Origin of the sequence: Halomonas sp. YLGW01 (assembly GCF_014840935.1) — a bacterium.
Taxonomy (GTDB): Bacteria; Pseudomonadota; Gammaproteobacteria; order Pseudomonadales; family Halomonadaceae; genus Onishia.
On sequence record NZ_CP062005.1, the window covers coordinates 2,951,293 to 2,969,817 of the forward strand.

Annotated in this window: 18 protein-coding genes; 5 read left to right on the forward strand and 13 right to left on the reverse strand. The window is 62.9% G+C overall.

Annotated features, from left to right (window positions below):
* The first annotated feature begins 222 nt into the window (after window positions 1-222).
* The gene (locus IEJ03_RS13535) at window positions 223-1,182 is read left to right on the forward strand and encodes a zinc metalloprotease HtpX (RefSeq protein WP_192035342.1); all 960 of its coding nucleotides are present in this window, start codon (window positions 223-225) and stop codon (window positions 1,180-1,182) included.
* Here IEJ03_RS13535 and IEJ03_RS13540 read toward each other — a convergent pair.
* Both IEJ03_RS13540 and IEJ03_RS13545 read right to left on the reverse strand, forming a co-directional pair.
* On the reverse strand, window positions 1,156-1,524 hold the full coding sequence (locus IEJ03_RS13540; protein ID WP_192035343.1) for a hypothetical protein: 369 nt from the start codon (window positions 1,522-1,524) through the stop codon (window positions 1,156-1,158). The two genes, IEJ03_RS13535 and IEJ03_RS13540, sit on opposite strands and share 27 nt — an antisense overlap.
* A gap of 38 nt (window positions 1,525-1,562) precedes the next feature.
* Window positions 1,563-2,162, reverse strand: a complete 600-nt coding sequence (locus tag IEJ03_RS13545) for a hypothetical protein (protein WP_192035344.1) — start codon at window positions 2,160-2,162, stop codon at window positions 1,563-1,565.
* Between the two features lie 406 nt (window positions 2,163-2,568).
* On the opposite strand from IEJ03_RS13545, the gene IEJ03_RS13550 reads away from it, so the two are divergent.
* Both IEJ03_RS13550 and IEJ03_RS13555 read left to right on the forward strand, forming a co-directional pair.
* The gene (locus IEJ03_RS13550; protein ID WP_192035345.1) at window positions 2,569-3,267 is read left to right on the forward strand and encodes a hypothetical protein; all 699 of its coding nucleotides are present in this window, start codon (window positions 2,569-2,571) and stop codon (window positions 3,265-3,267) included.
* Window positions 3,268-3,293: 26 nt separating this feature from the next.
* Window positions 3,294-3,509 (forward strand): TIGR02450 family Trp-rich protein, encoded by a 216-nt coding sequence (locus tag IEJ03_RS13555; RefSeq protein WP_192035346.1) that lies wholly within the window; start codon window positions 3,294-3,296, stop codon window positions 3,507-3,509.
* 32 nt (window positions 3,510-3,541) lie between these two features.
* Here IEJ03_RS13555 and IEJ03_RS13560 read toward each other — a convergent pair whose 3' ends face one another.
* The 7 genes from IEJ03_RS13560 to IEJ03_RS13590 all read right to left on the reverse strand — a co-directional run bounded on the left by IEJ03_RS13560 (window position 3,542) and on the right by IEJ03_RS13590 (window position 10,458).
* Window positions 3,542-5,053, reverse strand: a complete 1,512-nt coding sequence (locus tag IEJ03_RS13560; RefSeq protein ID WP_192035347.1) for a helicase HerA-like domain-containing protein — start codon at window positions 5,051-5,053, stop codon at window positions 3,542-3,544.
* A gap of 269 nt (window positions 5,054-5,322) precedes the next feature.
* On the reverse strand, window positions 5,323-6,576 hold the full coding sequence (locus IEJ03_RS13565) for a dicarboxylate/amino acid:cation symporter (RefSeq protein WP_192035348.1): 1,254 nt from the start codon (window positions 6,574-6,576) through the stop codon (window positions 5,323-5,325).
* Window positions 6,577-6,867: 291 nt separating this feature from the next.
* Window positions 6,868-7,743: a glutathione-dependent disulfide-bond oxidoreductase gene (gene yghU, locus IEJ03_RS13570; RefSeq protein ID WP_192035349.1), complete on the reverse strand. Its 876-nt coding sequence runs from the start codon at window positions 7,741-7,743 to the stop codon at window positions 6,868-6,870.
* A 363-nt stretch (window positions 7,744-8,106) separates the two neighbouring features.
* Window positions 8,107-8,682 carry a hypothetical protein gene (locus IEJ03_RS13575; protein WP_207116425.1) on the reverse strand — a complete coding sequence of 192 codons (576 nt, stop codon included), beginning with the start codon at window positions 8,680-8,682 and terminating at the stop codon, window positions 8,107-8,109.
* Window positions 8,683-8,924: 242 nt separating this feature from the next.
* The gene (locus IEJ03_RS13580) at window positions 8,925-9,860 is read right to left on the reverse strand and encodes a putative RNA methyltransferase (protein WP_192035351.1); all 936 of its coding nucleotides are present in this window, start codon (window positions 9,858-9,860) and stop codon (window positions 8,925-8,927) included.
* Window positions 9,857-10,204: a hypothetical protein gene (locus IEJ03_RS13585; protein WP_192035352.1), complete on the reverse strand. Its 348-nt coding sequence runs from the start codon at window positions 10,202-10,204 to the stop codon at window positions 9,857-9,859. Before IEJ03_RS13585 ends, IEJ03_RS13580 begins: the two co-directional genes overlap by 4 nt.
* 98 nt (window positions 10,205-10,302) lie before the next feature.
* The gene (locus tag IEJ03_RS13590) at window positions 10,303-10,458 is read right to left on the reverse strand and encodes a hypothetical protein (RefSeq protein WP_192035353.1); all 156 of its coding nucleotides are present in this window, start codon (window positions 10,456-10,458) and stop codon (window positions 10,303-10,305) included.
* A 110-nt stretch (window positions 10,459-10,568) separates the two neighbouring features.
* On the opposite strand from IEJ03_RS13590, the gene IEJ03_RS13595 reads away from it, so the two are divergent.
* Window positions 10,569-11,459 carry a pseudouridine synthase gene (locus tag IEJ03_RS13595; RefSeq protein WP_192035354.1) on the forward strand — a complete coding sequence of 297 codons (891 nt, stop codon included), beginning with the start codon at window positions 10,569-10,571 and terminating at the stop codon, window positions 11,457-11,459.
* 371 nt (window positions 11,460-11,830) lie between these two features.
* Here the strand turns inward: IEJ03_RS13595 and IEJ03_RS13600 are convergent, their stop codons facing one another.
* The 4 genes from IEJ03_RS13600 to guaB form a co-directional block, all read right to left on the reverse strand.
* Entirely contained in the window at window positions 11,831-12,715 is an 885-nt protein-coding gene (locus IEJ03_RS13600; protein ID WP_192035355.1) for an SIR2 family protein, read from the reverse strand.
* A gap of 4 nt (window positions 12,716-12,719) precedes the next feature.
* Complete coding sequence (locus IEJ03_RS13605; protein WP_192035356.1) at window positions 12,720-13,697, reverse strand: AAA family ATPase; 978 nt, start codon at window positions 13,695-13,697, stop codon at window positions 12,720-12,722.
* 180 nt (window positions 13,698-13,877) lie between these two features.
* Window positions 13,878-15,455 carry a glutamine-hydrolyzing GMP synthase gene (gene guaA, locus IEJ03_RS13610; RefSeq protein ID WP_192035357.1) on the reverse strand — a complete coding sequence of 526 codons (1,578 nt, stop codon included), beginning with the start codon at window positions 15,453-15,455 and terminating at the stop codon, window positions 13,878-13,880.
* Between the two features lie 85 nt (window positions 15,456-15,540).
* Window positions 15,541-17,010 carry an IMP dehydrogenase gene (gene guaB / locus IEJ03_RS13615; RefSeq protein WP_192035358.1) on the reverse strand — a complete coding sequence of 490 codons (1,470 nt, stop codon included), beginning with the start codon at window positions 17,008-17,010 and terminating at the stop codon, window positions 15,541-15,543.
* Window positions 17,011-17,336: 326 nt separating this feature from the next.
* Between guaB and IEJ03_RS13620 the strand changes: the two genes are divergently transcribed.
* On the forward strand, window positions 17,337-18,404 hold the full coding sequence (locus IEJ03_RS13620) for an AbrB family transcriptional regulator (protein WP_192035359.1): 1,068 nt from the start codon (window positions 17,337-17,339) through the stop codon (window positions 18,402-18,404).
* The last annotated feature ends 121 nt before the right edge of the window (window positions 18,405-18,525 follow it).

Genomic DNA, 18,525 nt, shown 5'->3' on the forward strand with positions numbered 1-18,525 from the left:
GGCGAGAGCAAACGCTGCCCCTTGGCTCCGTCGCCAAGGCAAGAACGCAGTAAGAGAGCAGAGATTGCAACGCTTCAAGATATATCGCCACGACACCCCATCCGGCCTCGCTGGATGGGGTGTTTTCATTTCGTGGCCAGGTCGCGTGCCAGCGCATATGGTTACGTCAGTGAAAGGCCGTGTACCAGATGGGTATCGAGAGTGCTTCTGCGAGGTGAGACCATGTCGTCCCCCGGGCCGCGCCGGCTGAGCCGGCTGTTGAACAGCACCCAGACGCTACTGATCCTTGCCGGCCTGGCGCTGGTGCTGGCGCTGCCCGGCTATCTGCTGGCCGGCAGCGGCGGCATCCTGGTCAGCCTGGCGATGGCGGCGTTGACCGCCTACCTGAGCCGCTGGATGCCGGCACGACTGATCCTCGCCAATGCCGGGGCCGGGCTCTTGCATCGCCATCAGGCGCCCAGGCTCTATCGGGTGCTGGACGAGCTCTATCGGCGCGCCGGCCTGCAGATGGCCCCGCAGCTCTACTATGCCCACTCGCCGGCTCTCAACGCCTTCGCCGTGGGCGACCGCCACGATGGGGCCATCGCCGTCACCGATGGACTGCTGAACGCCCTCAGCCTGCGCCAATTGGCCGGAGTGCTGGCCCATGAAGTCACTCACCTGCAGCACGGCGACACCCGTGTGATGTCGATGGCCGCCGCCATGACCCGGCTCACCGTGTGGCTGGCCACCATCGCACAACTCACCCTGCTGCTGATGCTGCCGCTGATTCTGTCCGGCGAGGTCAGGCTGCCCTGGCTCCTGCTGCTGGGCGTCGCCATCTCTCCCTCTGCCAGCACCCTGCTGCAGCTGGCCCTGTCACGTAACAGGGAATATCAGGCGGACCTCGAGGCCGTCACCATCACCGGCGATCCCGAGGCGCTGGCCTCGGCCCTGACGGTGATCGAGCGTCAACAGGGCGCCTGGCTCAGCAGCCTGTTTGGCCGCCAACCGCCGACCTGGATGGGCTGGCTGAGCAGCCATCCGTCGCCCGAGGAACGCATCCGCCGCGTGATGGCCGCCGAATGCCCGCGACGAGTCCCGAGCGTGCCACATCAAGCGACCGAGCACTCGCTGCTGCTGGAACGGCCACACCCGCGGCGCAAGCACCACTGGCTACTGCCCCGTCGTCGCGGCCGGTGAGCGGTCTCCCATGGGCTGGCGAATACGACCGTCGACCCGCAGAGACCGCTCGCCATCTTCCAGGCGATAGATCACCGTCGAACGCTCATCCACGCGGCCATAGGGCGTACCGTTCAGGGTCAGTCGCCCGTCCGCGAGCTCGACATGGTCACCGTTGACCTCGATCACCGCGTTGCGCCCCGACACCGCCGCCTCCACCACGCTGCCCGCGCCCGACCGCAGGCTCGACACCACCGCGCTGCTGCCCTGGGACTGCACACTGGTAGCCGCGGGAACCGACTCGCTGCCCCCGGCCAGCAACAGTTGCAGCACCATCAGTGCCGCCATGCTCCTGGGATTCATCGCACCCCTCCTCGCTCGATCCTTCTCGCCCGTGCCCGCTATCGCGCCCCGACCGGAATCATCAGGTGCTGATAGTCGGTGCCCTTCCACATCAGGTAAGGCCCGCCGTTATCGGGGTCGGTGGGGAAACTCTCGAGCAGCGCCGGCGGCCCGATCAGCATCAGGTGCGGTCCCTCCTTGATCCACTCATTGTCCTCGCTGGGCCCCTCGGCATAGGGGTCGATGTTGCTGGCCCCTTCGTCTCCCGCCAGCATGTAGGCGATGCCCAGCGTCTCGGCGTTGTAGGGTTCCTTGGCCTGCCAGGCCTTGGCCCAGTCAAGCCAGGTCTCGTCCAGGCACATCGGCGCGTTGCCCGTCAGCATCGGTGGCGTCGGCATGCAGGTGAAGCCGTTGCTGCCCTCCTTGAGGACCTTGCCTTCCCAATCCACCACCGTGGCGCCCTCGACCATGCCCGGCCAGGTCGCGCTCAAGGCGTCCTCCAACGGGGCCGACTCCGCCTGGACCGGGCCCGCGGCGGCCAACGCCAGAAGCAGCAGGCCCCCGCCCGGCATCCACTGGCCGCCATCGCGCTCCCGCTTGTTCCACTGGCTGACGACGCACCGCTCCTTGGCAAGGCGTCCGATTCTCGATGCTCTCATCGCGCTGCCCTCTCTGATTGTGCTCACATCCGGCATGGCTTGCCGGGAGAGACGACTCACGAGGGCCAAGCCAACGCCACCTGACATGCCGTGGCGAGCCGTGCCCTACCCTTCCAGTCAAGCCGAGCACGTGATCGGGCTCCACCGCCAGACACCGATACAGGACCGGAGGCTGAGCAAAATCAGTCACGGGTAGGACGTCCAGCCAGCCAGATGGTCAACCCGCGCCTCGGCGCCATCACCATAGGCGACAGATCCCGCTCCTCCAGAAGGTTCGGTGAAGGTGCGGTAAATGCGCGCATGCAGGGCCCTGGCAGTTGATTCAGCGCAACCCGAGACGCAACATTCCCGCCTCAAGGCCTCTTCTCGACATCACAGAGAGACAACGCACAAGGAGCCCAATGACGTGCTTAGCATCCTGGTCTATTTCCTGATCTATGCCGGCGTTTCCATGGCGGTCTATCAGCTGTATGACATCTACCATCATCAGAACTTCGGCGACGAGGAACGGCGCAGCCGCGCCGGGAAAGACGCGATCGAGGACCTGGCACACCAGGCGAGGGCCTATGAGGCCACCGGCGACGCGACGGATTTCCTGCGGGGCGTGAAGGCCTTCTTCGGCGATGCCTTCGATCCTCGGGTGGCCCTGGCGGCCTTCTCCCGGAGCAGCGACTCCCTAAGCGATAACTCCCGAACCGACACTGCCAAGGATCAGGCCCTGCCCAACGTCGAGCCGCTGCTGCGCCGTAAGCACCGCATTCACTGCAACGCCGGGATCCGCATCCGTCACCCGTTGGGGGTGACCACCGCCCCGCCCACCAGGGATATTCGAGGCGCCCTGCTGTCGCTCATCATCATCAACTGCCTGCTGGCCCTCTTCCTGGGCGGCCTGAGCGTCTACTCCATCGGCTACGACGTTCCCGCCGTCTGGATGCAGGATGAATCGATCCTGATGCTCGCGATCTACGGCCTGATCCTGATCACGCACCTGATCGCGAAACTCGATCTCTACCTGCACGACCTCCACCAGATCGGCCGCCTGACCCCGCACCTGCCCGCCGCATCGCTGGCCCCCGCGGCGGGGGCCAGCGAACAGCCAGCATGAGGCCGCGCCCGGCCGAGGAGCCCCCGATGCATGCCATCAATCCCGAGAAGCTTCATCACAGCAAGTGGACCGCCGTGGCGCCCAAGCACAAGGAGAAGCATTTCCTGGCGATCAAGCTTGTGCGCGACGAGGAAGAGAAGGTCGTGCAGGTGGTGCTGGAGGCCGTGCTCACCCGCCGACAGTTCACCCTGCCCTGGCAGGCACTCAGGGATGACACCAGCTGGCGGATGGGCTGGCAGTAGCCCTGCCGTACAACGCCCCCATACCGGGCTTCTCAGCGACGGCGTGAGCCGCCGAGGATGCCCCCCAGCAGCCCGCGCAGGATCTGCCGCCCCAGCTGACTGCCCACCGAGCGCGCCGCCGACTTGACCATGGCCTCGGCCATGCCCTGGCGACGGCCGCTTCCCCACAACAGCTCGCCGAGCCGTCCCTTGCTGGCGGGGGCGTCCGCTGCCCGGGTCGAGGCCTCGGTCGGGGTCGGCGCCTCGTCTGGAGGGGCCGCGGCCAGCTTCTCGGCGGCCCGCCGGGCGAGTATCTCGTGGGCCGACTCCCGGTTGATGGGGGTATCGTAACGCTCACCGATCGGGCTCCTGGCCCGCACCCTGGCGCGTTCCTCATCGCTGAGCGTCCCCATGCGACAGCGCGGTGGGCAGACGAGGGTGCGTTCCACCGGCATGGGCACGCCCCTGTCCTGCAGCGTGGAGACCAGCGCCTCCCCTACGCCCAGCGTCGAGATCGCCTGTTCCACATCGAGTCTCGGGTTGATCGCGAAGGTCTCCGCCGCAGCCTTCACCGCCTTCTGGTCGCGGGGGGTAAAGGCCCGTAGCGCATGCTGCACCCGGTTGGCAAGCTGGCCCAGTATTTCGCCGGGCACGTCATCGGGGAACTGCGAGCAGAAGTACACGCCCACACCCTTGGAGCGGATCAGTCGCACCACCTGCTCCACCCGCTGACGTAGCGCCGGCGGCGCATCGTCGAACAGCAGATGAGCCTCGTCGAAGAAGAACACCAGCCGCGGCGTATCGGCGTCGCCCACCTCGGGCAGGGTCTCGAATAGCTCGGACAACAGCCACAGCAGAAAGCCCGAATAGAGCCGCGGGGCGAGGATCAACCGGTCGGCGGCCAGGATATTGATGATGCCCCGACCGGTCATGTCGGTACGCATGAAATCAGCAAGCTCCAGCGCCGGCTCGCCGAATAGCTGCGCCCCGCCCTCGCGCTCGAAGCGCAGCAGGGCGCGCTGGATGGCGGCGATCGACGCCGTGCTCACCAGCCCGTAGCGTGCCGAGATCTCCGTGCGGTTCTCGGCCACGAACCCCAGCACCGCACGCAGGTCATCCAGATCGAGCAGCAACAGCCCCTCATCATCGGCCAGGGTGAAGGCGATCTCCAGCACCCCGGCCTGGGTGTCGTTGAGCTCCAGCACATGCACCAGCAGACTCGGCCCCATCTCGCTCACCGTGGTGCGCACCGGGTGACCCAGCTTGCCGAAGAGATCCCAGAACACCACCGGGTTGGCCTCATTGTCATAGCCCTCGAGGCCGATCTCGGCGGCCCGCTCACGGAGCCGGTCACTCGCCACGCCGGCCTCGGCGAGCCCCGCCACATCGCCCTTCACATCGGCCATGACGACCGGCACGCCCATGCGCGAGAAGCCCTCGGCCAGCACCAGCAACGAGACGGTCTTGCCGGTGCCGGTCGCGCCGGCAATCATGCCGTGCCGGTTGCCGTATCGCCCCAGCAGGCGCACGGGACGCTCTCCCTTGCCGATCAGAATGTCATTCACCCGCACGCTCCTCTCTTCTCTTTCCATCACCCCAGCACCTCAGCGCTCCATCGCCTCGGCGATGCACGACCGGCCGATTCTCTCCCTGCCGTGCGCCTGCCCCTGCCGCCAGGGTCCCTTCACAGCGTAGTGGAAGCCGCCCGTTCCTCACCGCAAAAAAAACGGCCCCGCCAGGGCGGGGCCGTGCATCGACGACAGGATCGCGCAAGAGGCGCCTCCGGCGCGTCGACGGTACGCGTGACCGTCCGCCCGCGCTGGGCAGGAATCGTTCAGGCCGCCGGGGCGGTGACCGTCTCGGGCCGGGCGGCCTCCTTTCCTTCCGTGCGGGAGATGATCGAGGTGCCGACCAGGTCGCCGGTGACGTTGAGCGCGGTACAGCCCATGCCGACCAGCGCGTCGATGGAGGCCAGCAGCGCCACCGTCTCGATCGGCAGCCCCACCTGAGCGAAGACCGTCGCGATCATCACGATGCCAGCGCCGGGCCCCCCGGCTGTGCCGATCGAGATCAGGGTGCCGATCAGCACGATCTCGATCATGCTGGCCAGGTCCAGCGGCGCCCCGATCACGTTGGCCGCGAAGACCGCGGAGATGGCGATGCGGATCGCCGCGCCATCCATGTTGATGGTCGCCCCCAGCGGCAGGCTGAAGCCGTACAGGCTGCGCGAGAGCCCCAGGCGGCGCGCCGCATTCAGCGTCAGCGGCAGCGTGCCCGAGCTGCTCTGGGTCGCGAAGGCCGTCGCCATCGGGGTCCGCGCCTCGCGGAAGAAGGCCCCCAACCGCACGCCGAACAGTTTCATCAGCAGCGCATAGACGATCACCTGGGCGGCCAGCGCGATATAGAGCACCGCGACCATGTCCCCCAGCGACAGCAGGGTCGCCATTCCCTGCTCGCCCACCGTCTTGGCGACGATCGCGAACACGCCGATCGGCACATAGTGCAGCACACCGGCCATGACCTTGAGCGTCACCTCGTTAAGCGCCTCGATCACGCCGTATAACCGCTCGCCGAGCTCGCCATGGCTGTCGGAGCCCCTGAGCTTCAGCAGCGCGATCCCGAACACCACCGCCGTGAAGATGATCCCCAGCAGGTTACCCTCGACGAACGCCGCGACGATATTGTCCGGCACGATATTCAGGAGCACGCTGGCGATGCCCGGGTTGTCGGGCACACTGATCTCGGCGTTGTTATCCAGCGTCATGCCGCTGCCCGGCGCGAAGACGGTCGCCACCGCGAGGCCGACCACGATCGCCAGCGCCGAGGTCAGCGCATAGTAGCCCAGCAGCTTGCCCCCCATGCGCCCGGTGCGGCCCAGCGGTGCCTGATTGATGCCGACCATCAGGGTAAATAGCACGATCGGCACGATCAGGAACTTCAGCAGCCGCAGCAGTAGCTCACCAATGGGGGCCAGCCAGTTCGCGGCCTGCTGTCCGCCCAGCAGGCCCACGACCACGCCCAGCACCAGCGCGATGCTGACGCGCAGAATCAGCGGCGCTTCCAGGTAGCGGCGCAGTAGCGATTTCATGGTGTTGCTCCCTTCATGATGTTTCTCCCTTGATGGTGTTCTTCTTCATGGCGCGACGTGCATGATGCGCATGGCCGCCGGGCGGCCATGCCACCCGATCACGGGTGGTGATTGACAGAGATGGTCGCGGTGGTCGGCTCCCCTGCCCAGACGACGGAGAGCTACGAAAGCGCGACGGGAAGCCAGGCCCCCCACACGACAGCGCCCACGAGAGAGTCCTCATGGGCGCTGGGTAGTGACAACACGATCGTGACGCCGGCGTGCTCATCGCCGCCGACGACAACGGGATCGTCAGCCCTGGGGTTCGAGCTTGTCCTGCGTCTTCAGCTCGAAGTCGCTGGCGTCGTGGCGCTCGAGCAGCTGCATCTCGGGCTCACCGAAGGTGCGGTTGACCATCCGCCCGCGAGTGACCGCCGGGCGCGCGTCGATCTGCTTCGCCCAGCGCAGCACATGGGTGTACTCCTGCACCTGCAGGAAGTCGGCGGCGTCATACAGCCGGCCCAGCACCAGCTGGCCGTACCAGGCCCAGTTGGCGATATCGGCGATGGTGTAGGTATCTCCCGCCAGATACTCGGACTCCGCCAGACGACGGTCCAGCACGTCGAGCTGGCGCTTGGTTTCCATGGCGTAGCGGTCGATCGGGTACTCGAGCTTCTCCGGCGCATAGGCATAGAAGTGACCGAAGCCGCCGCCCAGGAAGGGCGCGCTGCCCATCTGCCAGAACAGCCAGTTCAGGGTCTCGGTGCGACCAGCCAGGCTGCCCGGCAGGAATTCGCCGAAGCGCTCGGCGAGATACAAAAGAATGGCGCCGGACTCGAAGACCCGGGTCGCGGGGGTGGTGCTGTGATCCAGCAGCGCCGGGATCTTGGAGTTCGGGTTCGCCTCCACGAAGCCGCTGCCGAACTGATCGCCCTCGCCGATACGGATCAGCCAGGCATCGTACTCGGCATCCTTGTAGCCAAGCTCAAGCAGCTCCTCGAACATCACCGTGACCTTCACGCCGTTGGGTGTGCCCATCGAATAGAGCTGGAAGGGGTGCTTGCCGACCGGCAGCGCCTTGTCATGGGTCGGCCCGGCAATCGGGCGGTTGACGCTGGCGAACTTGCCGCCGCTGGCCTTTTCCCAGGTCCAGACCTTCGGGGGGACGTACGCGTTGCCTTGGCTCATCACGCTCTCCTGATCGCGGGTGACAGATTATGCTGCCACCCTATGTGGGGGCACTTAGCCTGCTATCAAGCTGTGACACAGGATCGCGTGCAAAAGTTGCATGTCGGGGGTTACCTCAGCTCTCGCCAACGCCCTCGCCCATGCCCTCGCCAATGCGCACCAGCCGTGTCAGCCGCACGTCCACGGTGAGGGCGAGCGAGGTCAGCGCCGCCCCCGCGACCTCACATCCCGCCATGGCGTAGAGGGGCCCCAGGGGCGCCCTGCCCCCGCCGGGGCACGGCGGTCTCAAGCTCAAAGCGCAGCGGAAGCCGGTCAGGCCGCTAGCCCCTTCGATAAGCGCGCCAGCGTTGCCTTGACTGACGCTCATTCCCTCGCGTCTTGGTCAGTGCGTCGAAACCTGGCGAGCCAGTCCGACAGGATCCTTCTCTTGAAGATCCAGCCCATGGTGGTTTCCGAATGCCCCTGCGCCAGGAGATCCCCATTCGACTCGACCCACAGCAGGATCCACTCGCGTTGCTCGGATAGCGTGTTCTCCCCTCCGCCCGACGCGACGCGCTCCCTGACCCATTCGGCGCCGTTGCAGATCATCGGCAGGCTCACGGGCAGTAAAGGCCCAGAGATCTCTCCGCGCGGTCGCACCGCATCACCGATGACATCGAGCTCCACGTCACCGGTTGCGAGGTCGTGCCGCAACACGGCAATACGAGGATTCACGACATCCCGTGCAAAAATGGCGAACGCAGACCTGTCCAGCCGCGGCTCAGGATGGGCGGCGATATAGGCGGCTATGGATTCGGACTGGCCTCCCTCGAAGCTCTGCTGTTCCCAGGTACCGAAGAAGCCATAGTCTCCCGAAAGATCGGGGCAGCCATTCTCGGCGCCAGACGCGGGGCTCAGGGTCATCACCAGCATCGATACCGCCACACAGGGTCGTATCATGGGAGGTTCTCATGTCGAGCAGCGGGGCGCCGCGATCGCAGGGGCCAGCAGCCACAGGCCCCGACGCACCTTGCCAACCGGCGCCAGTCACTCGGCCGGCCTTGTTCACCGAGGACGTTGCTGAAGCTTAGTCAGGTCGGCATGAACCTGCCCATGGCCTGGCGAGCCATGACCTGGAGACCATTGCGTGTGAGGCTTCCTGCCACGTGCGGGTCTCACCAGTTGGAGGAAGGCCTCGCCGTTCAAGCGGGAGCGGTCTTCCCGCTCATCGCTTCTAGCCACCCCGCCCCATCGCATGCAAGGCGCGTCAGCCGCACGTCCACGGTAACGGTCAGCGATTCCAGCGCCGCCGCCTTCTCCCGGCCCTCGGCGCTGGCGCGGTACAAGTGTGGAGTCATGGCCAGGAGGTCGGCGATGGGCTCGGCGCCCTCAAGCTCCAGCGAGTAGCGAAGGGTGTCGGTGCTCAGGGGCTTGAACCCCTCGGGCGCTTGGGGCTCCGCCGTGCGCTCGGGCTTGAGGCTGGGATAGATGATCTCGCGCAGTTCCCGCAGATGATCCTGCCCCGCCTCGACCATCAGCAGCACGCCGCCGGGCTTCAGCACCCTGGCGAACTCGGGGTAGACGGGAAAACCGAACATACACAGCACTAAGTCCAGCGTGCTCGGCTGCACGGGCAGGTTGGCGTTGCTGCCCACCACCCAGCTGGCCGGCTGCCCTGCCTGCTTGCCCTGCCTGGCGGCGGCGAGCACCGCCCACTTGGAGATATCCACACCCAGTAGCGAAAGCGCTTGCTCCTCGCCTGCCGTCTCACCCCAGGCCTTGGCCAGCTCGCGCAGGTAGTAGCCTTCCCCGCAGCCGGCATCCAGGCAGCTGAGTGTGGTGTCGGCACGCGCATCGCCTGGCACATCTCTTGCCACGTGACTCAGCGCGGCCTGGCTCACGGCCTCGGCGATCGGCCGGTAGTGGCCAGCATTCAGGAAGCGCTGGCGCGCCGCCACCATCTCCTTGCTGTCGCCCGGATCCTGGGAGCGCTTGTTCTGCACCGGCAGCAGGTGCACATAGCCCTGGCGTGCGATGTCGAAGCTGTGGCCGGCGCCGCAGCGCCAGGTGTTGCCGCTCCTGTGCAGCACGTCGCCGTCCAGCGGGCAGGCCAGTGCCTGAAAGGGGGTGTTGCTCATGTGTCGTCGCCTGATGATGAATGCCGTGTCCAAACAAGCCGCCGCGCGAGCGGCGTCTCGTTGGCCAGTGGCGAATGATGGCACATGAGCGTCATTCGATAGCAGAGAAACATAAAAAAGCCTGTGTCGTGATTCACCGGATGGCCGGCGATCGTCAACGAATGGCAGCGGGTCTCGGTAGCGTCCGAGAGGGTGCAGTCCACGATACTGGCGTCGACAACGGCGCCATCCATGAACAATGACGGATCCAGCCCCGCCAGATGATCGACCCCATGATCCTGGTCATGGGCCACGGCAAGGGTAGGCGCTAGTGTCAGGGCGAGCGTGCCCGCCAGCAGCAGCAAGGGCCCCTGATAGTAACCTCGTCGGCACTGGAATGGCGCACGCCACTGGAAGTCTACGCCGAGGTGCCCAAGAAGTTCGTCGCCGGCCCGAGTACCCTTCAATAGCGTTGCGCTTGGAACTTGAGACCGCCGTCCCAGTACCACGGCGAATATATGAGCACCTGCCCTCGGGCACCGGCCTGCTCGCCGGACTCGAACAGGATCGTCTCGAACCCCGCTGCCAGCAGAGTGGCCGCATCACTCAGCTCTATCATGCCTAGCCCGACACGAATACCTCTCTCGGTTACACTAGCGCGACCGCCTAGAGGGTGAGGTTTTCTCACCTCTTTTTCACCCAGCCCCTTCCCGACCTGCGATGCATTCCATGTCCATTTCCGAACGCCCTTCGAAGCTGAGCCTGCCTCAGGTCAACCCCGGTGTGTCGACGGTGCTGGAGTACCTGCTGCTCAAGTTTCCGGCCATCGGTGAGGCGACATGGCGCGAGCGCATGGCCACCGGCAAGGTGCATCGCGATGACGGCTCATGGATTACGCCACAGTCGCCCTTCAAGCCACATCTACGCGTGTTCTATTACCGCGAAGTGGCAAGCGAGCCGAGCATTCCCTTCGCAGAGCAGACTGTCTATCGAGATGAGCACATTCTGGTGGCCTACAAACCGCACTTTCTGCCCGTCACGCCCGGCGGGCGCTACGTGAACGAGTGTCTGCAGCAGCGCCTGCGCAAAAGCACGGGCATCGAGGAGCTGCAGGCGGTGCATCGCCTGGATAGAGTCACGGCGGGACTGGTGCTGTGCTCCCTCAACCCCGAGACCCGCGCGCTGTATCATCAGCTGTTCAAGTCGCGACATATCCACAAGACCTATCAGGCCATCGCCGAGATAGACGGCGATAAGTCATTAGTGGGTCAGCAGTGGGACGTAAAGAATCGCATCGAGCCAAGCGAACAGCGCTTTCGCATGCGGGTCAGCGAGGGCGACGCCAACAGCCATTCGGTGATTCGCTGCGTGCAGCAAACCGACACGCAGGCGCTGTTCAAATTACACCCCGTCAGCGGGCGCCGCCACCAGCTGCGCGTGCACATGCAGTCACTCGGCTGGCAGATCCTGAATGACCGCTACTACCCGGTGCTGCAGCCGCTCTCGCCAGACGACTATTCCCGGCCCCTGCAACTGCTCTCCAAGGGCTTCGAATTCATCGACCCGATGACGGGCGAACCGAGGCGCTTCGAATATGGTGGCGACCTGGAGCTTCACTAGCGCAGCGCCCTCACTCCCTTTTCCTTTGCTCTCCGCAGCGCGTCTCGAGCCGGACCACCATGTTCATCTCGGCTATTGCATGCTGGCCGTCACCAATGGGAGCTGGCGACCCGCTTGCCGCCGGTGGCCCGCAGCCAGCCGAGGTTTCGCAAGCGACTCTCCAACATCTATGTCGACGGTGAAGTGCATTAATTGGGATCTGTCCCGATTAATTTCCTGCCACCATGTCTTTCGGTGTAGCCGCTGCGCTGGAAGCGCAGCGACATGGTCAGGTCGCCGGAGAAGCTTGTCGTTTTTTAGCATTACGGCTAAGGAATAAGAGTCTGCCCCTCATTGCAGATACCAAAAACTTGGCTATTAAAACAACCTCCTTACCAATTATTATTCTCCACCAAATTATTCCTAGCCTCTTCAACCTGAACCAAAAGATCCTCGAAAGCTTTAGCTAGCCCACTATGATCTGCATCCACTTTATCATAAGCCAATGTCTTCAAGTTCCTATTTCTTCTCAAAGACTTCTTCAAGTCCTCAGAAATTTCTGAAGAAGTAAGAAAGTAGTGGGGACTAATGGCTCCCGAAGTAGCGCTAAAAGCCTGATTCTCTAAGAGCAGATTAACATCTGGATCACCATAGCCACAGCCAATAAAAAGAAAACTATGAGTCATCAGAGAAGCATCAAAGGCTGTGTAGAACAAGCTATTCCTAACTCTAGCCTCAGAATAATCCTTTTGCGTGAATATAAGGGTCGCTGGTGACGAAAGGTTGCCATGAACCTTGACGATATATCTTGCATCTCCTCGTAAGAACTCACAAACATCAGGATCGTAATAGTTCTTCACAAACTGTGACGTCTCATTTATTTCCCTGGATTTGTTTTCATATATCTCATCGAAATTCAAAGAAAAGACTATGCGAGTATCCAACCTTGCTATAAGATCATGGAGCCTTCCTGGCTTATATCTAGGATCAATAAACTTTGACCTAAGATAAGGAGTCCATTCATCATCAAACCTATCTTTTAGCCACTCACAAGCATGCAGCAAGTCCCCAGCATCAATAGCTTTGTAAATATGATCAACATCACCTCTGTAAGGGAGGTCTTTTACTGCATTGCGAAGAAATGTCGACCATACAGGCGGCTTGGTTGCTCCGTCTGCAGAAACGGCATGTCGTGAAACACCAGAACCAATTACAAATATGGCCCTTCTTCTTGCAATATCTTTAATTAAGTTTGGCGGCCACTCCTCTAAAAGCATGGTATCAAGAAACCCTTTCCAGTATGCTTGAAGAAACCTCAGAAAATATCTCTTTAGCCTCTCTCACTTTTGCAAAATGAGCACCGACAACTCCATCTCTGCCGGTCAGAGAAAATATTGGCTTCCTCCTAGATTGCGACATTGGGGCAAGACTATGCAAGTTTGGAATCTTGCCAATTTCAAATGGCTCTGGTGGCCTTAACCCCCCTGTAAAATGCTCTTCAATCTGCTGATCAATTTGTCTTATTATCTCATCATAAGACTTAACAGGCCTTCTTTCTCCACTTGAGTCTCTTTTAGCTATATACTGTTGGGAAACATACCCTACAAAACCAGCACCTTTAATGGTTCTCGCCCTAGAAACAGAGACGCTACTCGATTTCAGCTGTGGACTATTGACAGCGTATTCCCAATCGTTTCTCCAACTAGACATCCATCGACTAATGTTCTCAAATGCTTTGAGGGAAAATATATCAATCGACATTGGGCTTATAAAAAAGTCTGAAGACAAAATCACAGCTCTATTAATAGCGCCTAAAGAAGGACTAACATCGAAAAAAACAAAATCATAATCTGACAACTTCTTTAAAGCGTTATCAAAAACCAGCGTACTTGACAAACCACGAGGAGTATTTAGGCTAGCCCATTCTTTAGCAAGAAAATCCTCAGCCATCGATAGAGCAGGACTTCCACATATTACATCCACGCCAAACGCTGCGGACCTTGTTATAGGCATTCTCTGCGCATGCCCTTCTCCCTCCATAAGGTCGAAAAACAAACCATCAATATTTTTATTTTGGTCCTCCAAAGCACCTTCTAAAAATTCATCGCTAAATATATACTGAGAAGCATTGCATTGCGGATCACAGTCAATGATGCATACTTTTTTCCCCATCTCCTGAGAAAAATATGCAGCAACGTTACATAAAAGCGTTGTTTTTCCAACACCACCTTTATTATTAAAAAACACCAACGATTTCATTTATCACCAGAATAAAAAATTAAAAAATATTGCCATCAATATCAAAAAAAACAAAGCAAATCAAGCACCCTATCACCATGATAGTTAAAGCAACTACTGAAAACCTCAAGAAATCTTTAAAAACCACTACAAAAAAACCCGCCTGCCGGCGGGTTTTTGAATGCAGCTAAATGCTGAACCTCACTCCCATTCGATGGTCGCAGGCGGCTTGCTGCTCACGTCGTAGGTGACGCGGGAGACGCCTTCCAGCTCGTTGATGATGCGGTTGGAGACCTTCTCCAGAAGCTCGTAGGGCAGGTGGGCCCAGCGGGCAGTCATGAAGTCGATGGTCTCCACGGCGCGCAGTGCGATCACCCACTCGTAGCGGCGACCGTCGCCGACCACGCCGACGGACTTGACCGGCAGGAAGACGGCGAAGGCCTGGCTGGTCTTGTGGTACCAGCCGGCGTTGTGCAGCTCTTCGATGAAGATGGCATCCGCCTCGCGCAGGATGTCGGCGTACTCCTTCTTCACTTCGCCGAGGATGCGCACCCCGAGGCCCGGCCCCGGGAAGGGGTGACGGTAGACCATGTCGTAGGGCAGGCCGAGCTCGACGCCGAGCTTGCGCACTTCGTCCTTGAACAGCTCGCGCAGCGGCTCCACGAGCTTGAGCTTCATGGTCTCGGGCAGGCCACCGACGTTGTGGTGCGACTTGATGACGTGCGCCTTGCCGGTCTTGCTAGCGGCGGACTCGATCACATCCGGGTAGATGGTGCCCTGGGCCAGGAAGTCGACGCCCTCGATCTTGGCGGCCTCGGCATCGAAGACATCGATGAAGGTGTTGCCGATGATCTTGCGCTTGGCTTCCGGGTCGTTGACGCCTTCGAGCTTGCCGAGGAACAGGTCTTCGGCATCGACGCGGATCACCTTGACGCCCATGTGCTGGCCGAAGGTTTCCATCACCTGATCGCCTTCCGCCTTGCGCAGCAGGCCGTTGTCGACGAACACGCAGGTCAGCTGGTCGCCGATAGCCTTGTGCAGCAGGGCCGCGACCACGGAGGAATCGACGCCACCGGACAGGCCAAGCAGCACGTGACGGTCGCCGACCTGCTCACGCACGCGCTCGACCTGGTCTTCGATGATCTGGGCCGGGGTCCACAGCCGCTCGGACTGGCAGATATCCAGCACGAAGTGCTCGAGGATGCGCTGGCCCTGCAGGGTGTGGGTCACCTCGGGGTGGAACTGCACGCCGAAGAAGCGCTTCTCTTCCCAGCTCATGGCGGCGATCGGGCAGCTCGGGGTGGAGGCGGTCACGGTGAAGGTGTCCGGCACCTCGGCGACCTTGTCACCGTGGCTCATCCACACGTCGAGCAGCGGCTTGCCGCTATCGTGGTCGATGTGATCCGAGATGTTCTTGAACAGCGCGGTCTCGGCGTCCAGGCGAATCTGGGCGTAGCCGAACTCGCGCTTGTTGGAGCCGGCCACCTTGCCGCCGAGCTGCTCGGCCATGGTCTGCATGCCGTAGCAAATGCCGAGCACCGGCAGGCCCATCTCGAACACGCACTGGGGCGCGCGGGGCGAGTCGAGCTCGGTGACGGACTCCGGCCCGCCGGCAAGGATGATGCCGTTGGGGTTGTACTCGCGAATCTCGTCTTCGCTGATGTCGAAGGCGCGTACCTCGGAGTACACGCCGATCTCGCGCACGCGGCGGGCGATCAGCTGGGTGTACTGGGAGCCGAAGTCGAGGATCAGGATCTTGTGGGCGTGAATATCGGTCATGAAGAAAACATCTCTGTGAGGCCGCAAGCCAGTCCAAAAGCAAGCGGCGGGGATGAGCCCCGCCGCCGTCTAGCGCATGCTGTGATCAGCTGGCCCGATAGTTCGGGGCTTCCTTGGTGATCTGCACGTCGTGGACGTGCGACTCGTTGAAGCCAGCGCCAGTGATCTGCACGAATTCCGGCTTGGTGCGCATCTCGAGCACGGTGCGGCAGCCGGTGTAGCCCATGGAGGCGCGCAGGCCGCCCATCAGCTGGTGAACGATGGCGCTCATCATGCCCTTGTAGGGCACGCGGCCTTCGATGCCTTCCGGCACCAGCTTCTCGACGCCCTCGGACTTGTCCTGGAAGTAGCGGTCAGACGAGCCCTGAGTCTGGGACATGGCGCCCATGGAACCCATGCCGCGATAGGCCTTGTAGGTCCGACCCTGGTAGAGCTCGACCTCGCCCGGCGCTTCCTCGGTGCCGGCCAGGAGGCCACCGATCATCACGCAGCTGGCGCCGGCGGCGATGGCCTTGGCCAGGTCGCCGGAGTAGCGCACGCCGCCATCGGCGATCAGCGGGATGTCGTAGGGCTTGAGCGCCTCGGCGACGTTGGCGACCGCGCTGATCTGCGGCACGCCGACACCGGCGACGATGCGGGTGGTGCAGATCGAGCCGGGGCCGATGCCGACCTTGACCGCGTCCGCGCCGGCCTCGGCCAGCGCCTTGGCCGCCTCGGCGGTGGCGATGTTGCCGCCGATCACCTGCACCTCGGGGAAGTGCTCCTTGACCCAGGCGACGCGATCGATCACGCCCTTGGAGTGGCCGTGGGCGGTATCGACGACGATGGCATCCACGCCGGCCTCGGCCAGGGCGGCGATGCGGTCCGGAGTCTCCGGGCCGGTGCCGACGGCGGCGCCGACCAGCAGGCGGCCATCGGCGTCCTTGGCGGCGTTCGGGTAGGTGCGTGCCTTCTCGATGTCACGCACGGTGACCAGGCCGCGCAGGTGGAACTCATCATCGACGACCAGAATCTTCTCGATGCGGTTTTCCTGCAGCTTGGTCTTGATCTGCTCGAGCGGGGTGCCGACCGGCACGGTGACCAGCTTCTCGCGAGGCGTCATGATCGCCTCGACGCTGTCGCTGTGATCCGGCTGGAAGCGCATGTCGCGACCGGTGACGATGCCGACCAGTGTCTCACCCTCGACCACCGGGAAGCCGGAGTAGCCGTACTCGTCGGCCATCGCCAGCAGGTCGGTGAGCTTGGCCTTGGGGCCGACGGTCACCGGGTCCTTGACGATCACGCTCTCGTGCTTCTTGACCTTGCGCACTTCCGCGGCCTGGCCGGCGATGGTCATGCTCTTGTGGATGATGCCGATGCCGCCTTCCTGAGCCATGGCGATCGCCAGACGGGCCTCGGTCACGGTATCCATGGCGGACGAGCAGAGCGGGATGTTCAGTTCGAGGTTGCGGGTCAGGCGGGACTTGAGGCTGACGTCCTTGGGGAGGACATCCGAGTAGCCGGGAACGAGTAATACGTCATCGAACGTAAGAGCTTCTTGCGCCATACGTAACATATCGGCAACACCCAATGTTGAGGCAGATGGAGGATGTGGTGAGGGGAAGTTAATCGACCATTATAACGCCGAGCCCGACCTCCCTTCAATGCAACCGGTGGATGAAAACCAGTCACTCGGGTTGGTAGCAGGTGTCCCGCGCGGCCGCGCTCATCGACAGTCAAGCGCCGGTCACGGGCGCTCGAACTCGCGGCGCCAGCGCGCCAGGAAGGCATCACGACGTTGTGATGCCAAGGGCAGTCACGCGACAATGACGGGCAGGACTCGTCACCGCAACGGGCCTCGTGGATCACCGCGAGGCCCGATTGACAGGAGGTCATAGCCACTTGAACGACACCCTCACCACCCGCCTGACGGCCCTCGGCCGCTTCCTGCCGACCCTCGCGCTGGGACTGGCCGGCGGCGCCCTCGCCTTCTGGCTCCAGCTGCCGCTGCCCTGGCTGCTGGGAGCGATGATCGCCACCACTTTGGCAAGCCTAGGCGGGGTGCGGCTGCGCTCGCCGGGGCGCGGCCGCAAGGGGGTACTGGTGGTAATCGGGGTGATGCTCGGCTCGGCCTTCCACCCGGGCCTCAAGATCGATGTCGTCGCCTGGGGGGCAAGCATCGCCATCATGCTGCTGGCCACGGCGGTAATGATGGCCTTCTCGGTGTGGTTCTCGCGGCGAGTGGCCGGCCACTCGCTTGAGACCGCGCTCTATGCTGGGGTGCCCGGCGGGGTGTCGACGGTGACCGTGATGGCGCTGAAGTCCGGCGCCGACCTGCGAGTGGTCGGCATGACGCATGCCGTGCGCATCCTGATCCTACTGCTGGCCATCCCGCTGGCGCTGCCGCTGCTGGGCCATGTCGACCTGCCCCCCAGCAGCACCGACCTTAGCCACTGGCTGTGGCTGCCAGCCCCCGTGGATGCCGCATGGCTGGCCGCCGCGGGACTCGCGGGCGCCTGGCTAGGCAAGCGGCTGCGACTGCCCAATGCGCTGCTGTTCGGCCCGGCGCTGGCCTCCACGGCCCTGCACCTGACGGGACTGACCGAGGCCGCGCTGCCACCGAGCCTGATCGCCTTGGCTCAGGTCATCATCGGCGTCTCGGTGGGGGTACGCTTCAGCGGCACCTCGCTTGCCCGGGTCGGTCACCTGCTGGTGATGGGCACGCTGCAGGCGCTGGCCCTGCTGCTGATCGCCGGGCTGGCGGCCTGGGTCGCCTTTCGACTGACCGACACCTCGATGGCCGCGGCACTGCTGGCCTACATGCCGGGCGGCGCCCCCGAGCTGAGCCTGGTGGCGCTGTCGCTGGGCATCGATCCGGCCTTCGTCACCGCCCATCATCTGCTGCGCATCACCCTGCTGATCCTGTGCCTGCCGCTGCTGCTGCGCGTTGGGCGCCGGCTCGGCGCCTGAGACAGCGAGCCCCAAGCCAGCCAAGCCCCAGTCCAGCGAAGCCCCAAGCCAGCCGCCTCCAAGGCCAACGGAGTCCAGGCCCAGCGGCATGTTAGGCTGGGCGGCGTCTCGATCAAGGATG

Coding starts and splice junctions, on each gene's coding strand:
- IEJ03_RS13535 (WP_192035342.1), top strand. CDS start 223: ATGTCGTCCCCCGGGCCGCGCCGGCTGAGCCGGCTGTTGAACAGCACC.
- IEJ03_RS13540 (WP_192035343.1), bottom strand. CDS start 1,524: ATGAATCCCAGGAGCATGGCGGCACTGATGGTGCTGCAACTGTTGCTG.
- IEJ03_RS13545 (WP_192035344.1), bottom strand. CDS start 2,162: ATGAGAGCATCGAGAATCGGACGCCTTGCCAAGGAGCGGTGCGTCGTC.
- IEJ03_RS13555 (WP_192035346.1), top strand. CDS start 3,294: ATGCATGCCATCAATCCCGAGAAGCTTCATCACAGCAAGTGGACCGCC.
- IEJ03_RS13565 (WP_192035348.1), bottom strand. CDS start 6,576: ATGAAATCGCTACTGCGCCGCTACCTGGAAGCGCCGCTGATTCTGCGC.
- yghU (WP_192035349.1), bottom strand. CDS start 7,743: ATGAGCCAAGGCAACGCGTACGTCCCCCCGAAGGTCTGGACCTGGGAA.
- IEJ03_RS13575 (WP_207116425.1), bottom strand. CDS start 8,682: ATGATACGACCCTGTGTGGCGGTATCGATGCTGGTGATGACCCTGAGC.
- IEJ03_RS13580 (WP_192035351.1), bottom strand. CDS start 9,860: ATGAGCAACACCCCCTTTCAGGCACTGGCCTGCCCGCTGGACGGCGAC.
- IEJ03_RS13590 (WP_192035353.1), bottom strand. CDS start 10,458: ATGATAGAGCTGAGTGATGCGGCCACTCTGCTGGCAGCGGGGTTCGAG.
- IEJ03_RS13595 (WP_192035354.1), top strand. CDS start 10,569: ATGTCCATTTCCGAACGCCCTTCGAAGCTGAGCCTGCCTCAGGTCAAC.
- IEJ03_RS13600 (WP_192035355.1), bottom strand. CDS start 12,715: ATGCTTTTAGAGGAGTGGCCGCCAAACTTAATTAAAGATATTGCAAGA.
- IEJ03_RS13605 (WP_192035356.1), bottom strand. CDS start 13,697: ATGAAATCGTTGGTGTTTTTTAATAATAAAGGTGGTGTTGGAAAAACA.
- guaA (WP_192035357.1), bottom strand. CDS start 15,455: ATGACCGATATTCACGCCCACAAGATCCTGATCCTCGACTTCGGCTCC.
- guaB (WP_192035358.1), bottom strand. CDS start 17,010: ATGTTACGTATGGCGCAAGAAGCTCTTACGTTCGATGACGTATTACTC.